At 33.4% G+C, this 18,450-nt stretch carries 17 protein-coding genes and 1 other RNA gene; 9 read left to right on the forward strand and 9 right to left on the reverse strand.

Annotated features, from left to right (window positions below; translation table 11 throughout):
- Window positions 1-91: 91 nt before the first annotated feature.
- Window positions 92-1,372 (forward strand): ornithine--oxo-acid transaminase, encoded by a 1,281-nt coding sequence (gene rocD, locus CELAL_RS13015; protein WP_013551361.1) that lies wholly within the window; start codon window positions 92-94, stop codon window positions 1,370-1,372.
- 75 nt (window positions 1,373-1,447) lie between these two features.
- On the opposite strand, the gene CELAL_RS13020 is transcribed toward rocD, so the two are convergent.
- Genes CELAL_RS13020 through CELAL_RS13035 form a run of 4 tightly spaced genes read right to left on the reverse strand, consistent with a single transcriptional unit; the run spans window position 1,448 to window position 2,776 of the window.
- Window positions 1,448-1,759, reverse strand: coding sequence for a CCC motif membrane protein (locus CELAL_RS13020; RefSeq protein WP_013551362.1), 312 nt, complete (start codon window positions 1,757-1,759; stop codon window positions 1,448-1,450).
- Between the two features lies 1 nt (window position 1,760).
- On the reverse strand, window positions 1,761-2,087 hold the full coding sequence (locus tag CELAL_RS13025; RefSeq protein WP_013551363.1) for a CCC motif membrane protein: 327 nt from the start codon (window positions 2,085-2,087) through the stop codon (window positions 1,761-1,763).
- Window positions 2,088-2,125: 38 nt separating this feature from the next.
- The gene (locus tag CELAL_RS13030) at window positions 2,126-2,461 is read right to left on the reverse strand and encodes a CCC motif membrane protein (protein WP_013551364.1); all 336 of its coding nucleotides are present in this window, start codon (window positions 2,459-2,461) and stop codon (window positions 2,126-2,128) included.
- A gap of 15 nt (window positions 2,462-2,476) precedes the next feature.
- On the reverse strand, window positions 2,477-2,776 hold the full coding sequence (locus tag CELAL_RS13035) for a DUF2752 domain-containing protein (RefSeq protein ID WP_013551365.1): 300 nt from the start codon (window positions 2,774-2,776) through the stop codon (window positions 2,477-2,479).
- 51 nt (window positions 2,777-2,827) lie between these two features.
- Here CELAL_RS13035 and CELAL_RS13040 point away from each other — a divergent pair, with 51 nt between their 5' ends.
- Together CELAL_RS13040 and CELAL_RS13045 are read left to right on the forward strand one after the other, a co-directional pair.
- A complete protein-coding gene (locus CELAL_RS13040) occupies window positions 2,828-3,010 on the forward strand; it encodes a hypothetical protein (protein ID WP_013551366.1) in 183 nt (60 codons plus the stop codon).
- A gap of 1 nt (window position 3,011) precedes the next feature.
- Complete coding sequence (locus CELAL_RS13045; protein ID WP_013551367.1) at window positions 3,012-3,557, forward strand: Smr/MutS family protein; 546 nt, start codon at window positions 3,012-3,014, stop codon at window positions 3,555-3,557.
- On the opposite strand, the gene CELAL_RS13050 is transcribed toward CELAL_RS13045, so the two are convergent.
- Window positions 3,554-4,060 (reverse strand): hypothetical protein, encoded by a 507-nt coding sequence (locus CELAL_RS13050; protein ID WP_013551368.1) that lies wholly within the window; start codon window positions 4,058-4,060, stop codon window positions 3,554-3,556. The genes CELAL_RS13045 and CELAL_RS13050 overlap by 4 nt on opposite strands.
- A gap of 215 nt (window positions 4,061-4,275) precedes the next feature.
- Here CELAL_RS13050 and CELAL_RS13055 point away from each other — a divergent pair, with 215 nt between their 5' ends.
- Window positions 4,276-5,424 (forward strand): cysteine desulfurase family protein, encoded by a 1,149-nt coding sequence (locus CELAL_RS13055; RefSeq protein WP_013551369.1) that lies wholly within the window; start codon window positions 4,276-4,278, stop codon window positions 5,422-5,424.
- Here CELAL_RS13055 and CELAL_RS13060 read toward each other — a convergent pair.
- From CELAL_RS13060 to CELAL_RS13070, 3 genes are read right to left on the reverse strand one after another with little or no spacing between them, the layout of a single operon-like run.
- On the reverse strand, window positions 5,421-6,074 hold the full coding sequence (locus CELAL_RS13060; protein ID WP_013551370.1) for a DUF4136 domain-containing protein: 654 nt from the start codon (window positions 6,072-6,074) through the stop codon (window positions 5,421-5,423). The two genes, CELAL_RS13055 and CELAL_RS13060, sit on opposite strands and share 4 nt — an antisense overlap.
- Window positions 6,075-6,085: 11 nt before the next feature.
- Complete coding sequence (locus tag CELAL_RS13065; RefSeq protein WP_013551371.1) at window positions 6,086-8,530, reverse strand: TonB-dependent receptor; 2,445 nt, start codon at window positions 8,528-8,530, stop codon at window positions 6,086-6,088.
- 3 nt (window positions 8,531-8,533) lie between these two features.
- Window positions 8,534-10,225, reverse strand: a complete 1,692-nt coding sequence (locus CELAL_RS13070; protein ID WP_013551372.1) for a M23 family metallopeptidase — start codon at window positions 10,223-10,225, stop codon at window positions 8,534-8,536.
- A 183-nt stretch (window positions 10,226-10,408) separates the two neighbouring features.
- Between CELAL_RS13070 and CELAL_RS13075 the strand changes: the two genes are divergently transcribed.
- The 5 genes from CELAL_RS13075 to CELAL_RS13090 all read left to right on the forward strand — a co-directional run bounded on the left by CELAL_RS13075 (window position 10,409) and on the right by CELAL_RS13090 (window position 15,833).
- Window positions 10,409-10,699 (forward strand): hypothetical protein, encoded by a 291-nt coding sequence (locus CELAL_RS13075; RefSeq protein WP_041557729.1) that lies wholly within the window; start codon window positions 10,409-10,411, stop codon window positions 10,697-10,699.
- 14 nt (window positions 10,700-10,713) lie between these two features.
- Window positions 10,714-11,010 (forward strand): cell division protein ZapA, encoded by a 297-nt coding sequence (locus CELAL_RS13080; protein WP_013551374.1) that lies wholly within the window; start codon window positions 10,714-10,716, stop codon window positions 11,008-11,010.
- 63 nt (window positions 11,011-11,073) lie between these two features.
- Window positions 11,074-11,182, forward strand: a non-coding RNA gene (gene ssrS, locus CELAL_RS21905) — 6S RNA.
- Between the two features lie 51 nt (window positions 11,183-11,233).
- A complete protein-coding gene (rny, locus tag CELAL_RS13085; RefSeq protein WP_013551375.1) occupies window positions 11,234-12,805 on the forward strand; it encodes a ribonuclease Y in 1,572 nt (523 codons plus the stop codon).
- A 157-nt stretch (window positions 12,806-12,962) separates the two neighbouring features.
- Window positions 12,963-15,833: a M16 family metallopeptidase gene (locus CELAL_RS13090; protein ID WP_013551376.1), complete on the forward strand. Its 2,871-nt coding sequence runs from the start codon at window positions 12,963-12,965 to the stop codon at window positions 15,831-15,833.
- A gap of 67 nt (window positions 15,834-15,900) precedes the next feature.
- On the opposite strand, the gene CELAL_RS13095 is transcribed toward CELAL_RS13090, so the two are convergent.
- Window positions 15,901-18,357, reverse strand: coding sequence for a M14 family metallopeptidase (locus CELAL_RS13095; RefSeq protein ID WP_013551377.1), 2,457 nt, complete (start codon window positions 18,355-18,357; stop codon window positions 15,901-15,903).
- Window positions 18,358-18,450: the final 93 nt, after the last annotated feature.

Below are 18,450 nucleotides of genomic sequence, written 5' to 3' on the forward strand. Positions count from 1 at the left end.
TGATTTCTCTCCCACGCTGAATTTTCGAAACTTCGAAAAGATAAAGGTAGAGGAGGAATGGTTATTTTATTCATATTTAAATTTTATTAGAATGGCTATTTTAGAAACAATGACTTCTAAGGACGTAATCGCATTAGAAGACAAGCACGGAGCACACAATTATCATCCATTACCTGTAGTATTAAACAGAGGCGAAGGCGTTTTTGTTTGGGATGTAGAGGGTAAAAAGTATTATGATTTTTTATCAGCTTATTCCGCAGTAAATCAAGGACATTGTCATCCTGAAATTGTTGGAGCAATGACTAAGCAAGCGCAGACACTTACATTAACCTCTAGAGCATTTTATAATGATGTCTTAGGGAAGTATGAAAAGTATGCAACAGAAACCTTTGGTTTTGATAAGTTGTTGCCTATGAACACAGGTGCAGAAGCAGTAGAAACCGCTTTGAAGATTTGTAGAAAATGGGCTTACGAGAAAAAAGGGATTCCAGAAAATCAGGCAGAGATTGTAGTTTGTGAAAATAATTTTCATGGAAGAACAACTACCATTATTTCCTTTTCTAATGATCCAGTTGCACGTAAGAATTTTGGACCTTACACAGACGGGTTTTTAAAAATTGAGTACGACAATATAAAAGCACTACAAGAAGTTTTAGAACAAAATAAAAATATTGCAGGTTTTTTAGTAGAGCCAATACAAGGAGAAGCAGGTGTTTATGTGCCTTCTGAAAATTATTTGAAGGACGCTAAAGCACTTTGTGTAAAGCACAATGTATTGTTTATAGCAGATGAAGTGCAGACAGGTATCGCTAGAACAGGGAGGCTTTTAGCTACCTGTGGTAATTGTAGCTGCGCTGATAAACATTGTAGTGGTACTCCGGAGGTAAAAGCTGATATCCTAATATTAGGAAAGGCGTTATCTGGTGGGGCATATCCAGTATCTGCCGTTTTAGCTAATGATGCTATTATGGGGGTTATTCAACCAGGAAACCATGGTAGTACATTTGGTGGTAATCCTATTGCAGCAGCTGTAGGTATTGCAGCATTGGAAGTGATTAAAAATGAAAACCTTGCGCAGAATGCTTTCGATTTAGGGGAACTGTTTAGAGCAGAATTAAATAAATTCATACCAACAAGTTCTATCGTCAATGCGGTACGTGGTAAAGGCTTGTTAAATGCTATTTTGATTAATGATACCGAAGATAGTTCTACGGCTTGGGATATTTGTATGGCTTTAAAAGAAAACGGACTCTTAGCGAAGCCTACGCATGGAAACATCATCCGTTTTGCACCGCCTTTAGTTATGACTAAAGAGCAGTTGTTAGATTGTGTTGCTATTATCACAAAAACACTTAAGAAGTTTGAGAAATAAATTTCTTAATTTTAGTATATAAAAATCCCGAAGTGAAGACTTCGGGATTTTTTGTTTTAAGAAATATACAGACTATTAATAATTTCCTTCGGCAGCTACAGCAACGATAAAAGCAATAATGACCCCAAAGTATAAAAGGAAAAATAATAAATATATTGCAGCAATAGCTAGACCTACATAAGATAGAATTTTCCCTGTTTTAGAGTTTTCATATCCTGCATATTCTCCAGTATTTTGTAGGTAAAGCTTGTGTGCTTTATTTGCATTGGAAATTCCTAAAAAGCTAAATACAGCTCCGAAAGGTCCACAGCAAAATAAAGTTAAAACAATAGATAGAATCCCATAAGTTAGGGCTTCGCTAGCCCCTGGTAATGATTGTTGATTCATATTATTGTGCAGCTTCAATTTGTCTTATCATCTCATCATATTGCTCTTGAAACGTGTCAAATCCACCAGTTGCAAAAATATAAATCCATCTTATAAGCATAAGAATGTTTAATACAACAGCAATTATTGCAACAATTTTTCCAGTTTTAATGGTACTGTAATTGTCATAAATTTCTGGATTTTCGTTATTTAGTTTTTCAGCTTTAGTTGCCATGAAAAATGCAATTCCTGACGGTATCATGCCAAGTCCAGCAAAACAGCAGCATAAGTATCCGAAAATACTAAGAACGATTATCATGGTTGCATTAGGTAGTTTTTGTTGTTCCATTTGTTTAGTTGTTTTAAAAGTTTAGTTTTAAATTAGTATTAATAATTACCTCCAGACTCTAGACTTTCAGTCCATTGTCTTGAAAATTCTGTAGACCAAGCTTCCCAGCCTGCACTAGATAAGATGTAAATAACGTTAATTATCATCAATATATTTAATATCACTGCAATCAATGCAACAATTTTACCAGTTTTAATACTACTATAATTATCATATACTTCTGGTTTTTGTTCATATAATTTCTGTGACTTAGTAGCCATGAAAAATGCAACTCCAGCGGGTATTATTCCAAGCCCAGCAAAACAACAGCATAGATACCCCAATATTCCTAAAACAATTATTAGTGTTGCATTGGGTAGTTTTTGTTGTTCCATAGTTTGTAGGTTTACCTATAAAAATTTTAAAATATAATTAGTCAGTATCAATAGGACACTAATACTGGTAAGGGTGATAATTATTTTATTAGCAGCTTTAATATTGAAAAAATTATTGACCAGCAAAAAGCCAAAGAGTAAAAGTAAGGTGTAAATTGCAGGATACATTTTAAAAGCAGCACCAAATTCACCTTGTAGAATCAATGAAACAGACCGTTGAATCCCACAACCAGGACAATCCATTCCAAATATTTTTTTGCTAAAACAGGGTAGCATATACTCTTCTAATTTTAAAAAAAAGATGGTAAGCTGCATTTTTAATGTAAATTAAATTCTTTTGCCGAAAATTACTATTATTTTTAACCAATGAAAATAAAACAAATCATTTATTTTGTATTAATTCTTTCAGGAGCTCTTTTGATGGGGTATGGCGGTTTGTATGTAGCTAAAGAATATGCTTTAGCTGGGGGTATTGTTGTTTTAATGTTTGGCGTGTATAAAGCAAGTACTTCTTGGAAGAAATCTGAGCCAGAATCTAAAAATGTATAGTATGACTTTTAAGGTTGATGATCGAGTTGAAGCTATGGATGATACAATTACAGGTGTCGTTAAAGAGTTAAAAGGGGAGAAGGTTACTGTTTTAAGTGATGATGGTTTTTTATTAATATACCATCCGTCAGAACTAATAAAAATTATAAAAGACCGTAACCTTACGGTATCTAATTTTGAGGTTGCAAAAATTAAATCTGAAAAAGCGATTCCGAAAAAACGAAATTCACAAATTGTTAGACCTAAGGAACGTTCTGCTCCTAAAATGGAAGTAGATTTACACATACATAATTTAGTTCCTACTCAAAGAGGTATGTCTAACTATGATATGCTAAACATACAATTGGATACCGCTAAAAGACAACTGGAATTTGCAGTTCGGAAAAAAATACAGAAAGTAGTTTTTATTCATGGGGTAGGACAAGGAGTTCTTAAAGAAGAACTACACTATCTTTTTGGTCGGTATGATAACGTGAAATATTATGATGCAGATTACCAAAAATATGGATTAGGAGCCACTGAAATTTATATTTTTCAGAACGCTTAGTTGGTCGTAATAGTCCCAAACTCGTCAACACTTAAATCTGTAATCCTTTCATCATTACTAGTCTTTAAGGTGATGCTATTCAGCTCAATATAATGTTCGTATTCCGGAACATCAACAGTTCCTGTAGCCGTTGTTGTAATTATTATAGTTGCTTCTAATGCAATAATTTCATCAAGTACAGTAGGTGAGCTTGGAGGTATGTTGTCACAAAAATAATCACTTGTTACGGTATCAGAGAATATACGATACGTAATAGTTGATGATGTTGAGCTTGTCATGTTAACAGTAATAGTACCTTCTTCTTGTGTAAGAACATTTGCCTCTAAAATTAAAATTAGAGCTTCATCATCATTTATTTTAAAAAGCGTATTTGCTTGAGCAATATCAATAGCAGTACACGTCTGCACATCAACATCATTAAAATCAAGAGATTCAATTTGTAAATCACCATCATCACAAGAAGAGATGAATATCAATAGAAAAACAATATATAGCTTCTTCATTACCAAGTTTTAATTTTTTATCCTGCTCCAAATTTACAAGTTTTAATTGCTAATCACCTAGTGGTTTATGTTCATTTTATGAAAAGCAATAAAAATGTTGTAGATATTTATTAATAAGGAAAGGTAAAGAATTTTTTATAGCGCTAATTATTTGCTAATTGGGGTGTAATACGTTTTAATTCTTTTAATTTAGCGTTCTTATTAGATTTTAGAGAATGCGAAAAGTATATTTAGATAATGCAGCAACAACGCAGGTAAGAGCATCTGTAATTAAAAAAATGCAAGATGCTTTAGCAGAATGCTATGGAAACCCTTCTTCTACACATAGTTTTGGGCGTACTGCTAAAACTGCGATAGAAAGAACAAGAAAAACAATTGCTAAATATATTAACGCTCATCCTTCTGAAATTATATTTACTTCTGGTGGTACAGAAGCAGATAATATGATTCTACGTTGCGCTGTTCGCGATGCGAAAGTAACTACAATCATTACCACAAAAATTGAGCATCACGCAGTACTTCATACCGTAGAAGAATTAGAAAAAGAATATGGTATTGCTGTGGCTTATGTAGATTTAGACGAATTTGGAAATCCTAAGTTTTCACATCTAGAGTCTTTATTGCAAGCAGATGATTCTAAAAAGTTAGTGAGTTTGATGCATGTAAATAATGAAATTGGAAATATTACTCCAATAGGAGAAATAGCAAGTTTATGTAAAAAATATAATGCGCTGTTTCATTCTGATACAGTACAGTCTTTAGGTCATTTGCCTTTTGATGTTCAGGCTATTTCTGCTGATTTCTTAACAGCAGCAGCACACAAATTTCATGGCCCAAAAGGAATAGGTTTTGCTTTTGTGCGAAGAAATTCAGGGCTTAAACCAATGATTTTTGGAGGCTCACAAGAACGAGGGTTTAGGGCAGGAACAGAAGCATTTCATAATATTGTAGGTTTAGAAGAGGCCTTTGTTTGTGCTTATGATCATCTTGAAGAAGAAAAGGCCTATGTTACGGGCTTAAAAACCTATTTCATAGACAGCCTAAAGAAGGCTATCCCTGGTGTTATTTTTAATGGGCATTCGGGAGATTTAGAAAAAAGCACCTATACTTTAGTAAACGTAAGGTTACCTTTTGACGCGCAAAAATCCTTAATGTTACTTTTTCAGTTAGATATAAAAGGTATTGCATGTTCTAAAGGAAGTGCTTGTCAATCTGGAAGCGATTTAGGCTCGCATGTGCTTACGGAAATCTTAAACTCAGAAGAAATGAAAAAACCATCAATCCGATTTTCATTTTCAAAATTCACTACAGAAGAAGATCTAGACTACGTGATTCAAGAATTAAAAACTTTTTCAGAAAATTAATTCTGTTTTTTATTTTTTACCCTTTCAGTATCATAAGGAAATTTCTTTATAGCTTGTTTCATCATTAAATCAATTAAATCTCGTGTATTCTTACCAGATTTTTTATTGATTTTCTTTTCATAGCGCCAAAGTAATTTTCCTGTTTCGCCATCACTAATTTTTATGCCTATTCTTCCGTAATTTGCTTCTCCTAAAATATAGTCCATAAAGCTAAATTCTGTAGGGATTCCATCAGATAATAAAATGTTTAGATGTGTGTTTCCGCTAATAATACCGTCTACATTTAAAATTTTACATAAATCTTTTATGCTATAGATATCAATGTTATCATAATTGATATTGTTTTGAGCAAGAATAGCATTGGTGTTTTTTGTATTTTGAAATTCTACTGTAAATTTCTTTTTCTTTTTAGGCTGCGAAAAATAGATTTCTAAAGCGTCCTGTACGGCATAGCCTTCTTTTTGCTCTAATGCTTTCTTCTCTTCTTTAGATAAAGTTTCTTTTAAATCTAAATCTGTAAAAAAAGGCAAAATAGCTAACTCTTTATGATCTTTAGAAAGTTCATTAAATTTTGGACTTTCATAAATATCTTTTTGTGAAAAAGAGAATTGTGTAATAAATATTAAAAATATAAAGCTGAATTTTTTCATTGTACTTTGTTCTAAAATCGCATGCGAATCCTTAAATTTAAAATCCGACTTGTTAAATAATTTGGCACTGCAAATTGTTGTTTGGTGTCTATATCACGAACCCAAGTGTTTGTTATAGAATTTTGATTGTTGAATAAATTAAACAATTCAAATCCACCTGATAATTCTCTAAATCCGCGAAACCAACTATTTTTAGCGGCTCTTTTGTTTTCGTCTACAAAAGTATACGAAATTCCTAAATCTGCCCGTTTATAATCTCTTAATCTATTATTAAATAAATAGGGGTCTGAATAATTAGGAGAACCTCCTGGAAGCCCAGTACTATAAACCAAATTTAAATACATTTTAACATCAGGTATGGTCGGGATATAATCTTGAAATAGAATACCTACTTTAATACGTTGGTCTGTAGGGCGAGCAATAAACCCGCGGTTATCACTATTCTCTTCAGTTTTCATATATCCTAAACTAACCCAAGATTCTGTTCCAGGAACAAAAGCGCCATTTAATCTAAATTCGGCTCCGTAAGCATATGCATTGGCATTGTTATTAGCAGCATAACGAATACGCACATCTTCAACCGTATAGGTGTTTACGTTGCTTAAATCTTTATAATAGGCCTCGCTAATTAGTTTAAAAGGACTGTCCCAAAGAATAAAGCTATATTCATTTGTTAATACAGTATGAATAGACTTCTGCGCTTTTACATCAGGATTTACACTGCCATTAGCAGCTCTAAATTCGCGATAAAATGGCGGTTGATGATAAACACCTGCTGCAATTTTAAAAAACATATCTTTTTTCCAATTTGGTTTTAGGGCTATTTGTGCTCTAGGACTAAAAACTGTTTGAGAATTGGTTGAAATATTTTTTCCTGAGACAGACCAATGTTGACTTCGCGCACCTAAATTAAAATACACTGCATTAGACTTCCAATCTAATTGCTTGCTATATTGTACAAAAGTAGCTACTCTATCTGTTTGTACATAATTTGTGGCATTTACACTTTCAAGAGCAAGTATAGGAGCATCAAAAGGATCTGCCGGTTGGTTATTTATAAAATCGATATTACTTGGCCTTATTAGAAATCCTAATGAATCTAAGAATTCGGACTCCCTTAATTGATCTCTAATGTCTTCATGACTATACTTTATGCCCCATTCTAATTTACCCTCATTCTTATTAAAAATACCTTTGTGTTCTAAGTTAAATATTAACGCATCTAATGTATTTCTAGCGCTATTAAATTGTGTACCCAACCTTCTACGATTAGAAACCTCTCCAAAATCAGAACTTATAGCTCCTAATTGGTATTGTGCAATAATATCTGATGATTCTTCTTCAACCGTATGATATATAGATGGAATAAGTTTGAGCGTAGTATTTTTATTGACATGAAAAGTTGCTTTTAGCGCTCCTGATACTGTTTTATATTGATTTTGTTCTTGGCCAGCGTAATAGACGGTAAGCGATTTTGGCTCGTTTAGTGTTCCAAAATTTGTGGTTCTAGAGGTTGGGTTGTTGCGGTACTCATTTGAGGATAATGTGCCTAAAAAGCCAATTTCTAATTTTTTTGATACCGTATAATTTTCATACGTTTGAAAATCAAAAGCAATAGGATTAATATTTGTTATAGTTTCTTGTGAGTTAATTAGTAAGCTGTTGTCTCTGTACCTAATTCCAGTAATAGAATTGAGTTTTTTATTTTTACTGCTGGTTTCTAAAGTTGCACTAGCTCCTAATAAATTAGCATCTATTTGTAACCCAAATGAGACCGGTTTTTTGTAAGTGATATCTAAAACCGACGAAAGTTTATCTCCGTATTTTGCTTGAAAACCACCAGATGAAAATTTTACATTTTGGATCATAGAACTATTTATGAAACTCAAACTTTCTTGTTGCCCAGATCGTATTAGAAAAGGTCTGTAAACCTCAATTTCATTAACATAGACTAGGTTTTCATCATAATTACCTCCGCGAACATTATACTGGGTACTTAATTCATTATTAGAAGATACTCCTGGCAATAATTTCATGACGTTTTCTACGCCTGCATTTGCTCCTGGTATTAATCTGATTATTTCAGGAGCTATAGTAGTAATAGCCCCTGCAGTTTTTTTGCCAGAAGCGGTAATGGTTACTTCGTCTATTTGAGTAATGTCTGTTCGTAAAATAGGGTTAAACTCAAATGTCTCGTTAGTGGTTAGGAGTAATTTATTTAAAATAACATCCTTATATCCTAGGTGTGAAAATATGATATTGATTTGTTGGTCAGCATCAATCTCTAAAAAGTAAAATCCGGTACTATCTGATACTGATCCATTTAAAATGGTGCGCACATTAGTATTAGAAAGGGGTAAATTATTAGCGTCTAGAATAACCCCAGTTATAGTAGCTTTTTGGGCTATTAGAACAGCAGGGAATAAGAGAAGACAAAGTAATTTAATACATTTCAAAACCTATTTTCTATAGAATGAACTCTTAAAGGTAGTGCTATTTCCTACGTTATCTGTGACAACAACTTCTAAGTTGCATTCTTTTTGGTCTAAGATATTTGCATCAAAATTATAGGTAATAGTATTTTTTTTAGGCTCGTATTCCATTAAAATCCACTTTCCATTTAAGGTGGCAGAATACGTATCTATGCCACTTAAATCATCAGAAATTTGTAAACTCAAGTATTTATAATTGCTTAGCCATTGCTTTTCTTTAAAATTAGTAGCGCGTACTTTAGGAGCAATACTATCTTTTGCAATAGTGTAAGTACCTAAGTTTCTAGTACGCGTAGAAAAAGTATTCCCTCTTTTATAGGTGGTCATATGGCTAGGGCGCAATTTACTATCTAATCGTGCAATAAATAATTGCTTTTTATCTTCTTGAGAATATTTTGAGCTATCAAAAGTAATTGTAAAATTTTGGTGTGCAGGAACTGTACTGTTGTGAATGGTTACCGTGTCTTTTCCTTTTTTAAGATCGATATAAAAATCTTCATAAAATGTATTTGAAGGAAAATATACTTGAGCGCCACCTAAATCATACGTGTTTGGTTTTTTTGCTACTAAAAATTGCTCTGTTTTATCTTCATTTTTAGAAATTTTTAAAACTTCTTTTTTCCCTTCTACAGGTATAATTACTTTGGTGGTATTATTCTCAAAGTCTTTCATTAGAATTTCAACATTGTAGCTAAGACCTTCAGAAATAGTTATTTCACCATTATTATAAACCTCATTATAAATACTCATGTTATTACGAGGCATTTTAAATAGTTTTTGAATTCGCTGACGGTATCTTCCAAAATGCTGGTAATCTATTAAGGTGTTAATGTATCTACTCTCTCCAAAAGAAAAAGACTCTAAGTCATAATCCGTATATATTTTTCCGTTGACAAGCTGTTGCACTTGGTACAGTCCGTTTTGGTTGGCGGCTAAATCTTGTCTGTCAAAAGAATTTATTCCAAAACCTATTGTTCCAGTAGCATATACTTTTTCGGCAAGAAAAGTCCCATCGCTTTGTTTTGAGAATTTCAATTCTAATTTATTGGCACTTTGGTTTACTTGGCTCCCCTTACTCAGCGGGTACACATATAAGCTAGATAAAATAGGGACGGTATTGTCTTTAATGTCATACCCATATAATAAAGGATTGGTAGGTTTTTCAGAAACACTGCTTCTAATTTCAAAATGAAGATGAGGCCCGGAAGAACCACCTGTATTACCTGTATATGCTATAAGTTCACCTTTTTCAACTTTTAATTCTCCAAAATCAGGAAATACTTCTACTTCAAAAGCCTGTTTTTTGTATTGTAGTTTATTAATGTACTCTTCTATTTTAGGAGAAAATTTCTGAAGGTGCCCATATACAGACGTATACCCGTTAGGGTGAGCTATATAGATTACCTTTCCATATCCCCATAAAGATACTTTTATTCTTGTTACTGTTCCGTCTGCAATTGCATAAGCTTTTAGACCTTCACGTTGCTGTGTTTTTATATCAATACCACTGTGAAAATGGTTACTTCTAAGTTCACCAAAAGTTCCTGCTAAAACTAAAGGAATATCTAGCGGTGATCTAAAGGCGTCTTTAGGATAATTTTCTTGGGCAAATGCTGTACTAAAAAAAAGGAATACTAAACCAAATATGGTTGCTTTCATAATTAAGATAACTTATAGCACGAAAGTAATTAATACATTTTAAAACGTGAAAACAATGTTGTGTTAAAAAATTGAGATCGTTGTTTTTTACAAAAAAGATGCAAAAAGAATAATTTTTAAAAAAAGAATTGGGAAGTCCTAAGATGTGTGTTAACTTTGTGTAAAATGCATTGCTATTTGCACATGAGTGAATTAGTAGATATAGTAGACTCTTTAGAAAACAAAATTAGTAAATTACTGCACAAGTTAGAACTTATGCAGCAAGAGAACATTAAATTACAAAAAGAGGCTGCCGTTGTAGAAAATGAAAAAATTGACGCTAAAAATACACTTGTTGTTTGGGAGGAAAAATATAATTCTCTTAAGCTAGCAAATTCGATGCTGGGTAGTAATACGAATAAAACGGAAGCTAAGCTTAAAATAAATACATTAATCAGAGAGTTGGATCATTGTATCGCACAATTATCTGAATAATACGAAACAATACCATGGCGGAAAAGCTCAAAATAAAACTTTCTATTGCCGATAGAGTCTATCCATTAACGATAGATCCTAGTCAAGAAGAAGGTTTGCGTAAAGCAGCTAAAAATATAGAGCAGCTTGCTAAAAATTTTGAGAGTAATTATGCAGTAAGAGATAAGCAAGATGTATTGGCAATGTGTGCCTTGCAGTTTGCTTCGAAGATAGAACAACGCAGTATTGAACAAATGGAAGATACCACAGAAGTCACGGCAAAATTAAAAGCCTTGGATGATTTGGTCTCTGAAAAGCTAGGTGTAAAATAGATTAAAATACGTTCTTTAAAATAAATTAAAGTTACTACCCACATTGGTGATTATTTTTGACAAACTCAACGTTAAATTGTTTAAAAAGGGTGAGTTTAAGTTGTAAAAGCATGCCTGCTAGTTCAGGATCCTTGAGCAATTTGTTAGCCCTAAACTTGTTTTTTTGGAGTTTGTACAAAACTTCGACCCAATGTGGGTTTTTTTATATAAATAGTTAAAAATTATGGATAGTATAACAATAGGGATAATAGCAGTGTTAATTGGTGTAGCAATTGGCTTTGCTGTTGCAAAATTTATGGAAAAAGGGAAAGCCTCTAAAACCATACAAAATGCAAAGAAAGAGGCAAATCGCTTTTTAAAAGATGCCAATGTAGAAGGGGAGAATATTAAAAAAGAAAAGATTTTTCAGGCTAAAGAAAAGTTTTTAGAACTTAAAGCAGAGCATGAAAAAGTAATCAATAGCAAGGATAAAAAAATTGGTGAAGCTGAAAAAAGAACTAGAGATAAAGAGTCTCAAATAAGCAGTGAGCTTGCAAAGAATAAAAAACTTAGTGATCAATTAGAGAGTCAAATTAAAGATGTTGAATACAAACATGAGTTTTTTGATAAAAAACAATCGGAATTAGATAAACTCCACAAAAATCAAGTACAACAATTAGAAGTAATTTCTGGTTTATCTGCAGAAGAAGCAAAAGGACAGCTTTTAGAATCACTTCGTGAAACTGCTAAATCTGATGCTATGTCGTATATGCAAGCGACAATGGAAGAAGCGAAGTTAACCGCCCAACAAGAAGCTAAGAAAATTATAATAAATACCATTCAACGTATCGGTACTGAAGAAGCTGTTGAAAACTGTGTTTCTGTTTTTAACCTTGAATCAGATGACGTTAAAGGTAGAATTATTGGTCGTGAAGGGCGTAACATTAGAGCCTTAGAAGCTGCTACCGGAGTAGAAATAGTTGTTGATGATACTCCAGAAGCAATTATCCTTTCTTGTTTTGATTCTGTTCGAAGAGAAGTTGCTAGATTGTCGTTACATAAATTAGTTACAGATGGTCGTATTCACCCAGCACGTATTGAGGAGATCGTTAAAAAGACAGAAAAACAGATTGAACAAGAAATTGTAGAAATAGGGAAACGTACGGTAATTGATTTAGGTATTCATGGTTTACATCCTGAATTAATAAAAGCTGTTGGTAGAATGAAATACCGTTCTTCTTACGGACAAAATTTACTACAACACTCTAGAGAAGTTGCAAAACTTTGTGGTGTAATGGCTGCAGAGCTTGGTTTAAATACCAAAATGGCTAAAAGAGCAGGTTTATTACATGATATAGGTAAAGTGCCTAATACAGAAGCAGAGATGGAGACTCCTCATGCTATTTTAGGGATGCAGTGGGCAGAGAAGTTTGGGGAAAAACCAGATGTGTGTAACGCAATTGGTGCTCACCATGATGAAATAGAAATGAAAACCTTAATCGCTCCTATCGTTCAAGTTTGTGATGCGATTAGTGGTGCAAGACCAGGAGCAAGAAGACAAGTTTTAGATTCATACATACAACGTCTTAAAGATTTAGAAGAAATAGCCTTTGGTTTTGGCGGTGTGCAAAAAGCATACGCAATACAAGCGGGTAGAGAATTACGTGTTATTGTAGAGTCTGAAAAAGTAACCGATGATAAAGCAGCTGAGTTGTCTTTTGAGATTTCTCAAAAAATACAAACAGATATGACCTACCCAGGTCAAGTTAAAGTAACTGTTATCCGCGAAACTAGAGCCGTGAATGTAGCGAAATAGAATTTAATATACAGTGTAGTATTAAAGCGAACCTCTAAAGGGTTCGCTTTTTTTTGGTCATAACTAGCGTGTTGTCAAATACTTCTTGCTTTTTTTAACACAAAAATTAGAGTTTAACTACCTTGTGATTGTATCTTTAGAGAGACTAAAAACTACAATGATGACAACGAAAAAACGCTTTAATCAATCCATGCTCGCAGTATTTACTGTGGCATTAACATTTACATCGTGTAAAGAAAAACAGGTAGTTGTAGAAGATACAGCTGCTTTATCTGTAGAATTTGAAAAGTATGAATTAGAAAACGGACTAGATGTAATCTTACATCAGGATAAGAGTGATCCTATAGTATCCGTAGCTATACAATATAATGTAGGTTCTAATCGTGAAAAAACAGGTAGAACAGGTTTTGCACATTTATTTGAGCATATGCTTTTTCAAGAATCAGAAAATGTACCTCAAGATCAATTTTTTAAAAAGATTCAAGACGCTGGTGGAACATTAAATGGGGGAACCTGGAAAGATGGTACCGTGTATTATGAAGTTGTGCCTAAGAATGCTATGGAAACAGTTCTTTGGTTAGAAAGTGACCGTATGGGGTATTTAATAAATACCATTACTGAGGCTGCTTTTAATAACCAACAAGAAGTGGTGCAGAATGAAAAAAGACAACGTGTAGATAACAATCCTTACGGACATGAAGGTTGGGTTCTAGATAAAAATATTTACCCTGAAGGGCATCCTTATAACTGGCAAGTAATTGGCGAATTAGAAGATTTACAAAATGCGACTGTTGTAGATGTAAAAGAATTTTATGATAAATTTTATGGTCCTAATAACGCTACGTTAGTTTTAGCAGGAGATTTTGAAAAAGAAGATGCAAAAGCATTAATAGAGAAGTATTTTGGAGAAATTAAAAGAAGACAGGATGTTGAACCTTTAAAGCCACAGCCAGTAACTATTGCAGAAACTGTCCGCTTGTATCACGAAGATAATTTTGCAAATACTGCACAGTTAAATATGGTCTGGCCTACTACCTACCAATATACAGATGATGCCTATGCATTAGATTTTCTATCAGAATTAATTTCTAGTGGAAAAAAGGCACCAATGTTTAAAGTTTTAGAAAAAGAAAAAGAACTTTCATCCAGGTACTATGCCTATAATAAATCACAGGTGTTGGCAGGGGAATTTCACGTTACTGTTACAGCAAACAGTGGCAAGAGTTTAAATGATATTGAAAAAGCAATGTTTGAAGCCTTTGCTCTTTTTGAAAAAGAAGGCGTTACAGATCGAGATGTAGAACGTATTAAAGCCGGATTAGAAACAGATTTTTATAACGGAATTAGTAGTGTTTTAGGGAAGTCGTTTCAATTAGCGCAGTACAATACTTTTACGGGTGATCCTGGGTTTATAGAAAAGGATATTGAGAATATCAAGAAAGTAACGAAAGAAGACGTTATGCGCGTTTACAACACCTACATAAAGGGAAAACCTTTTGTTATTACCAGTTTTGTACCTAAAGGACAGATGGAATTAATAGCAGAGAACTCTACCAAAGCGGCAGTTGTAGAAGAGGAGATTAAAGATAATGTTGTTGAAGTTATAGAAGAAGTACAAGAAGAAATTGTGAAGACACCTTCTAAAATAGATCGTTCTATAGCGCCTGCACAAGGAGAATCTCCTGGATTGAATGTACCACCAAGCTGGACATCTACATTAGGAAACGGATTGAAAGTTTACGGAATTGAGCAGAATGAAATTCCGACAGTTAATTTTAGTTTACGTATAGATGGGGGTCATCTTTTAGATGATATGCATAAGAATGGTGTCGCAAATTTAATGACCGATATTCTAATGGAAGGTACCAAAAATAAGACTCCAGAGCAATTAGAAGAAGAGATAGAAATGCTTGGGGCTAGTATTAATATGTATACGACCAATGAGGCAATCGTACTAACAGGAAATACATTAGTTCGTAATTTTGATAAAACAATTGCTTTGGTTAAAGAGATTCTCTTAGAGCCAAGATGGGATGAAGAAGAATTTGCACGTATTAAAACGAGCACCATAAATGGTATAAAGCGTTCAGATGCAGATCCAAATACGGTAGCAGATAGGGTTTATAAAAAACTTCTATATGGAAAAGATCATATTTTTAGCTACCTAACAAGTGGTACAGCGGCTTCTGTAGAAGAAATTACTATAGAAGATTTAAAAGCATTTTATGATAAGAATTTTTCACCTTCAATTAGTAGCATGCACGTGGTTGGTAAAATTAACGAAGCTACTGTTTTAGAAACTTTGAAAGGATTAGAAGCTAGTTGGGCGGCAAAAGAAGTAACTATTCCAGAGTATCCTGTTGTGAATACTAGAGATAAAGCTTCCTTGTATTTTGTAGATATACCAGGGGCTAAACAGTCTGTTATTAGTATTGGAAACATTGGTTTGTCTAGAACGGATAAAGATTTCTTTCCAGCAGAAGTTATGAATTACAAATTAGGAGGTTCATTCTCTGGAAATGTAAACTTAATTCTTAGAGAAGAAAAGGGATATACCTACGGGGCGCGTTCTGGTTTTAGTGGAAGTAAAATTCCAGGAACATTTACAGCTTCTTCAAGTGTACGAACAAATACTACTGGAGAATCTGTTAAGATTTTCAAAGATGAAATTGCAAAGTACAAAGAGGGCATTTCTATAGAGGATCTAGATTTTACGAAGAATGCTCTGATTAAATCCAATGCACGTCGTTTTGAAACACAAGGCTCCTTATTGAGAATGTTACAAGAAATGAGTGAATATGGATTGGCATCAAACTATATTGAAAAAGAAGAAGATATTATAAGAAATATGACTTTGGAAGCGCATAAAGCTTTAGCAAATAAATTACTTAACCAAGATAAAATGGCTTATATCGTAGTGGGGGATGCTGACACGCAATTTGAGCAGTTTAAATTAATGGGTTTTGATGAAGTGAAATTAATCACTAAAGATGGTGAAGAATCTAACTTAGATTCCACTAAATATTAGCGCGTAATTTTATGTAAAAAAAAGAGCGTTGCATTGCAACGCTCTTTTTTTATTTAGAATCGTTTCTTTAATCGACCATAAACAAAGCATTGACAAAAAATAACTTTCCATTTTCCCAGAAACCTCTGAATAAAGGGTTGTCTACCATGTAAACAACTTGGCCTTTACCATAGTTTTCAGTTCCAAATACTAATGTGTTTGCAATTTTTTTTCTTGCGTCACTACCGGCAAAACCAGCAGTGGGCGTAGTTTCTTCTTCTAGATATACGGCATTGCCTTCTTTTAAATAATCAAAAGCATCATCGCCCAGTTTTAAAGTAAAATAAGTATCCTCATACCCAAATGCTAATGGATTAGTTTTATCAACTTTAGTTTTAAAAATGGCACCTGTAATTAAATTTTTAATTCCTTCACGTTCAGAATCTTCATAACTGATTAGAGGTTCTGTTTTAGTAGTGTCTTTTTCGGTTTTTTTACTTTTTATTTTGAAGCCATTTTTACCTTCGAGGCCCTCAATAGCTCCGCCCATGGCAATAAGTTTGCCGCCATTTTCAACCCATTCTTTTAATTCTTTCTGGATATTATTACGCATAAAGCTTCCATACCAACCATCAGGTAGAATTAAAACATCATATGCTTCTAAATCATCAGCATTCAAAAAATCACTTTCCAATACCGTAAGTGGGTATTTTAATTGTTGCTCAAAAAAGTGCCACACTTCGCCAAATTGCAAAGTGCTAGTTGGTTTTCCAGTAAGGACTGCTATATTATTTTTCTTTATTAGGTGTACAGAACTAGAACCAAAATCATCACCACGATCTACAAACCCTGTAGAAGTAGACATCAAGTGTTTGGCGTGTTTCTCAGAAATTTCAGAAAGTTTGATAGCAAAATCTTTTTTATTTCGGTTATCAGACTTCGTAATAATTAAACTTCCGCGCTCATATTTTTTACCTTCTAAAGTAAAAGGCTTTTGAGTAAATTTTACTTTGATATTTTCTTTTAAAAGATCGGCTAAAAAACGCGCGTCATTCATGCTATTCCAATCGCCAATATAGGCATAGGTGTTTTCAGAAATAATATTTTTGATAGGATCTTTTGTGGTAATATTGGTCGTAGCATTTACTTTTGTTTCAGTTGCAAGGGCGTCTAAACCATAAGCATAAGGTAATGACCATGCTGTAATATCATAAGTTAGAGAATCACTCAATTTTGCATTGGGTTCAAATAGAACTTTTACCAAAGTCCCCTTTGGTTGATCTGTAGAAACTATTAGTGAATTCTGAGCTATTTTTCTACTTTTTATTTTCCCGCTAGTATAATCAAAACCTTTTAGTGTAGTAGCGTCAGACCATCCGTATTCTATCTGGTGCTGGGCTAATAATTGTGTTAAGGCATTTACTTTGTCATCAGAACCACTTAAAGCATAGCTCTTATATTTAAAATTTTTATTGGTGTAAAATTTCTTAAATTCTTCATTTAATTTACTAGCATTTTTAGAGGCTACTTCAACGGTAGATATTCCTGTGGTAAAATGGTGCGCAATTCTGTCTTTTAAGGTAAGTGTGTCTCCAGTACGTGTTATTATGCCTAATCCGGCACGCCCACTTCCACCTTGTTCGTAAGTCATCCCTATGGCTCCATTATATAAAGGGTAGGTGTCACCGTAACTTGGGTAGAATAAATCAAATACTTCTTTGGTGAAATAAAACCAACCATTTTTATCAAAATATTTAGCATGGTTCTTACCGATTGTTACCTGGAAATCTCTTTGGAAATTAGTGATTACTTCATGATAAGGTTCTGCAGCTGGTGCAAAATAATACGGTTCATTTATACCTTGTTCATGGAAATCTACATGAACATGTGGTAGCCATAGATTATAGGCTTTTAAGCGCTGCTGACTTTCAACTTGCGTTAACCAAGCCCAATCCCTATTTAAATCGAACATATAGTGGTTTGCTCTACCATTTAACCAACCTTCGTGATGTTCTATGCTTTTTGGGTCTACATTGTTGGGTGTGTTTTTATTTTCATTATACCAGTTTACATAGCGATCCCGGCCATCAGGATTAATACAAGGATCTATTATAACTACCGTATTTTCAAGGTAAGAAACCTTATTAGTCAATAGCTCATAGATGGTTTGCATAGAAGCTTCAGTACTTACGCTTTCATTACCATGTACATTATAGCTTAACCATACAATGGCAATTTTAGCATCGCCCTCACCTCTTGTGCTTTTTAAATGATTAGCGCGTATGTTTTCAATATTCTTAATATTTTCTGGAGAAGATACATAGGCAAGTACTAGTGGTCTTCTTTCATTTGTTTTTCCGTAAGGTTTTAATAAAACTCTATCAGAAACCGTATGTGCTAAATATGTGTAATAATCTACAACTTCATGATGTCTAGAAAATTCAGTACCTAATTCATAGCCTAAAAATTCTGATGGAGATTGAATTTTTTGTGCATTGGTAACCATGTAAGTAGTAAATAAAAGTGCGACTAAAATTCTTTTCATGTGGTGCTTGTTTGATTTTACTCAAATCTAATAATAATATCAAGAAGAAATATTAGGGTTTATAAAAACTTTTATGCTAAAATATTTAACTTC

Source organism: Cellulophaga algicola DSM 14237, assembly GCF_000186265.1.
Taxonomy (GTDB): domain Bacteria; phylum Bacteroidota; class Bacteroidia; order Flavobacteriales; family Flavobacteriaceae; genus Cellulophaga; species Cellulophaga algicola.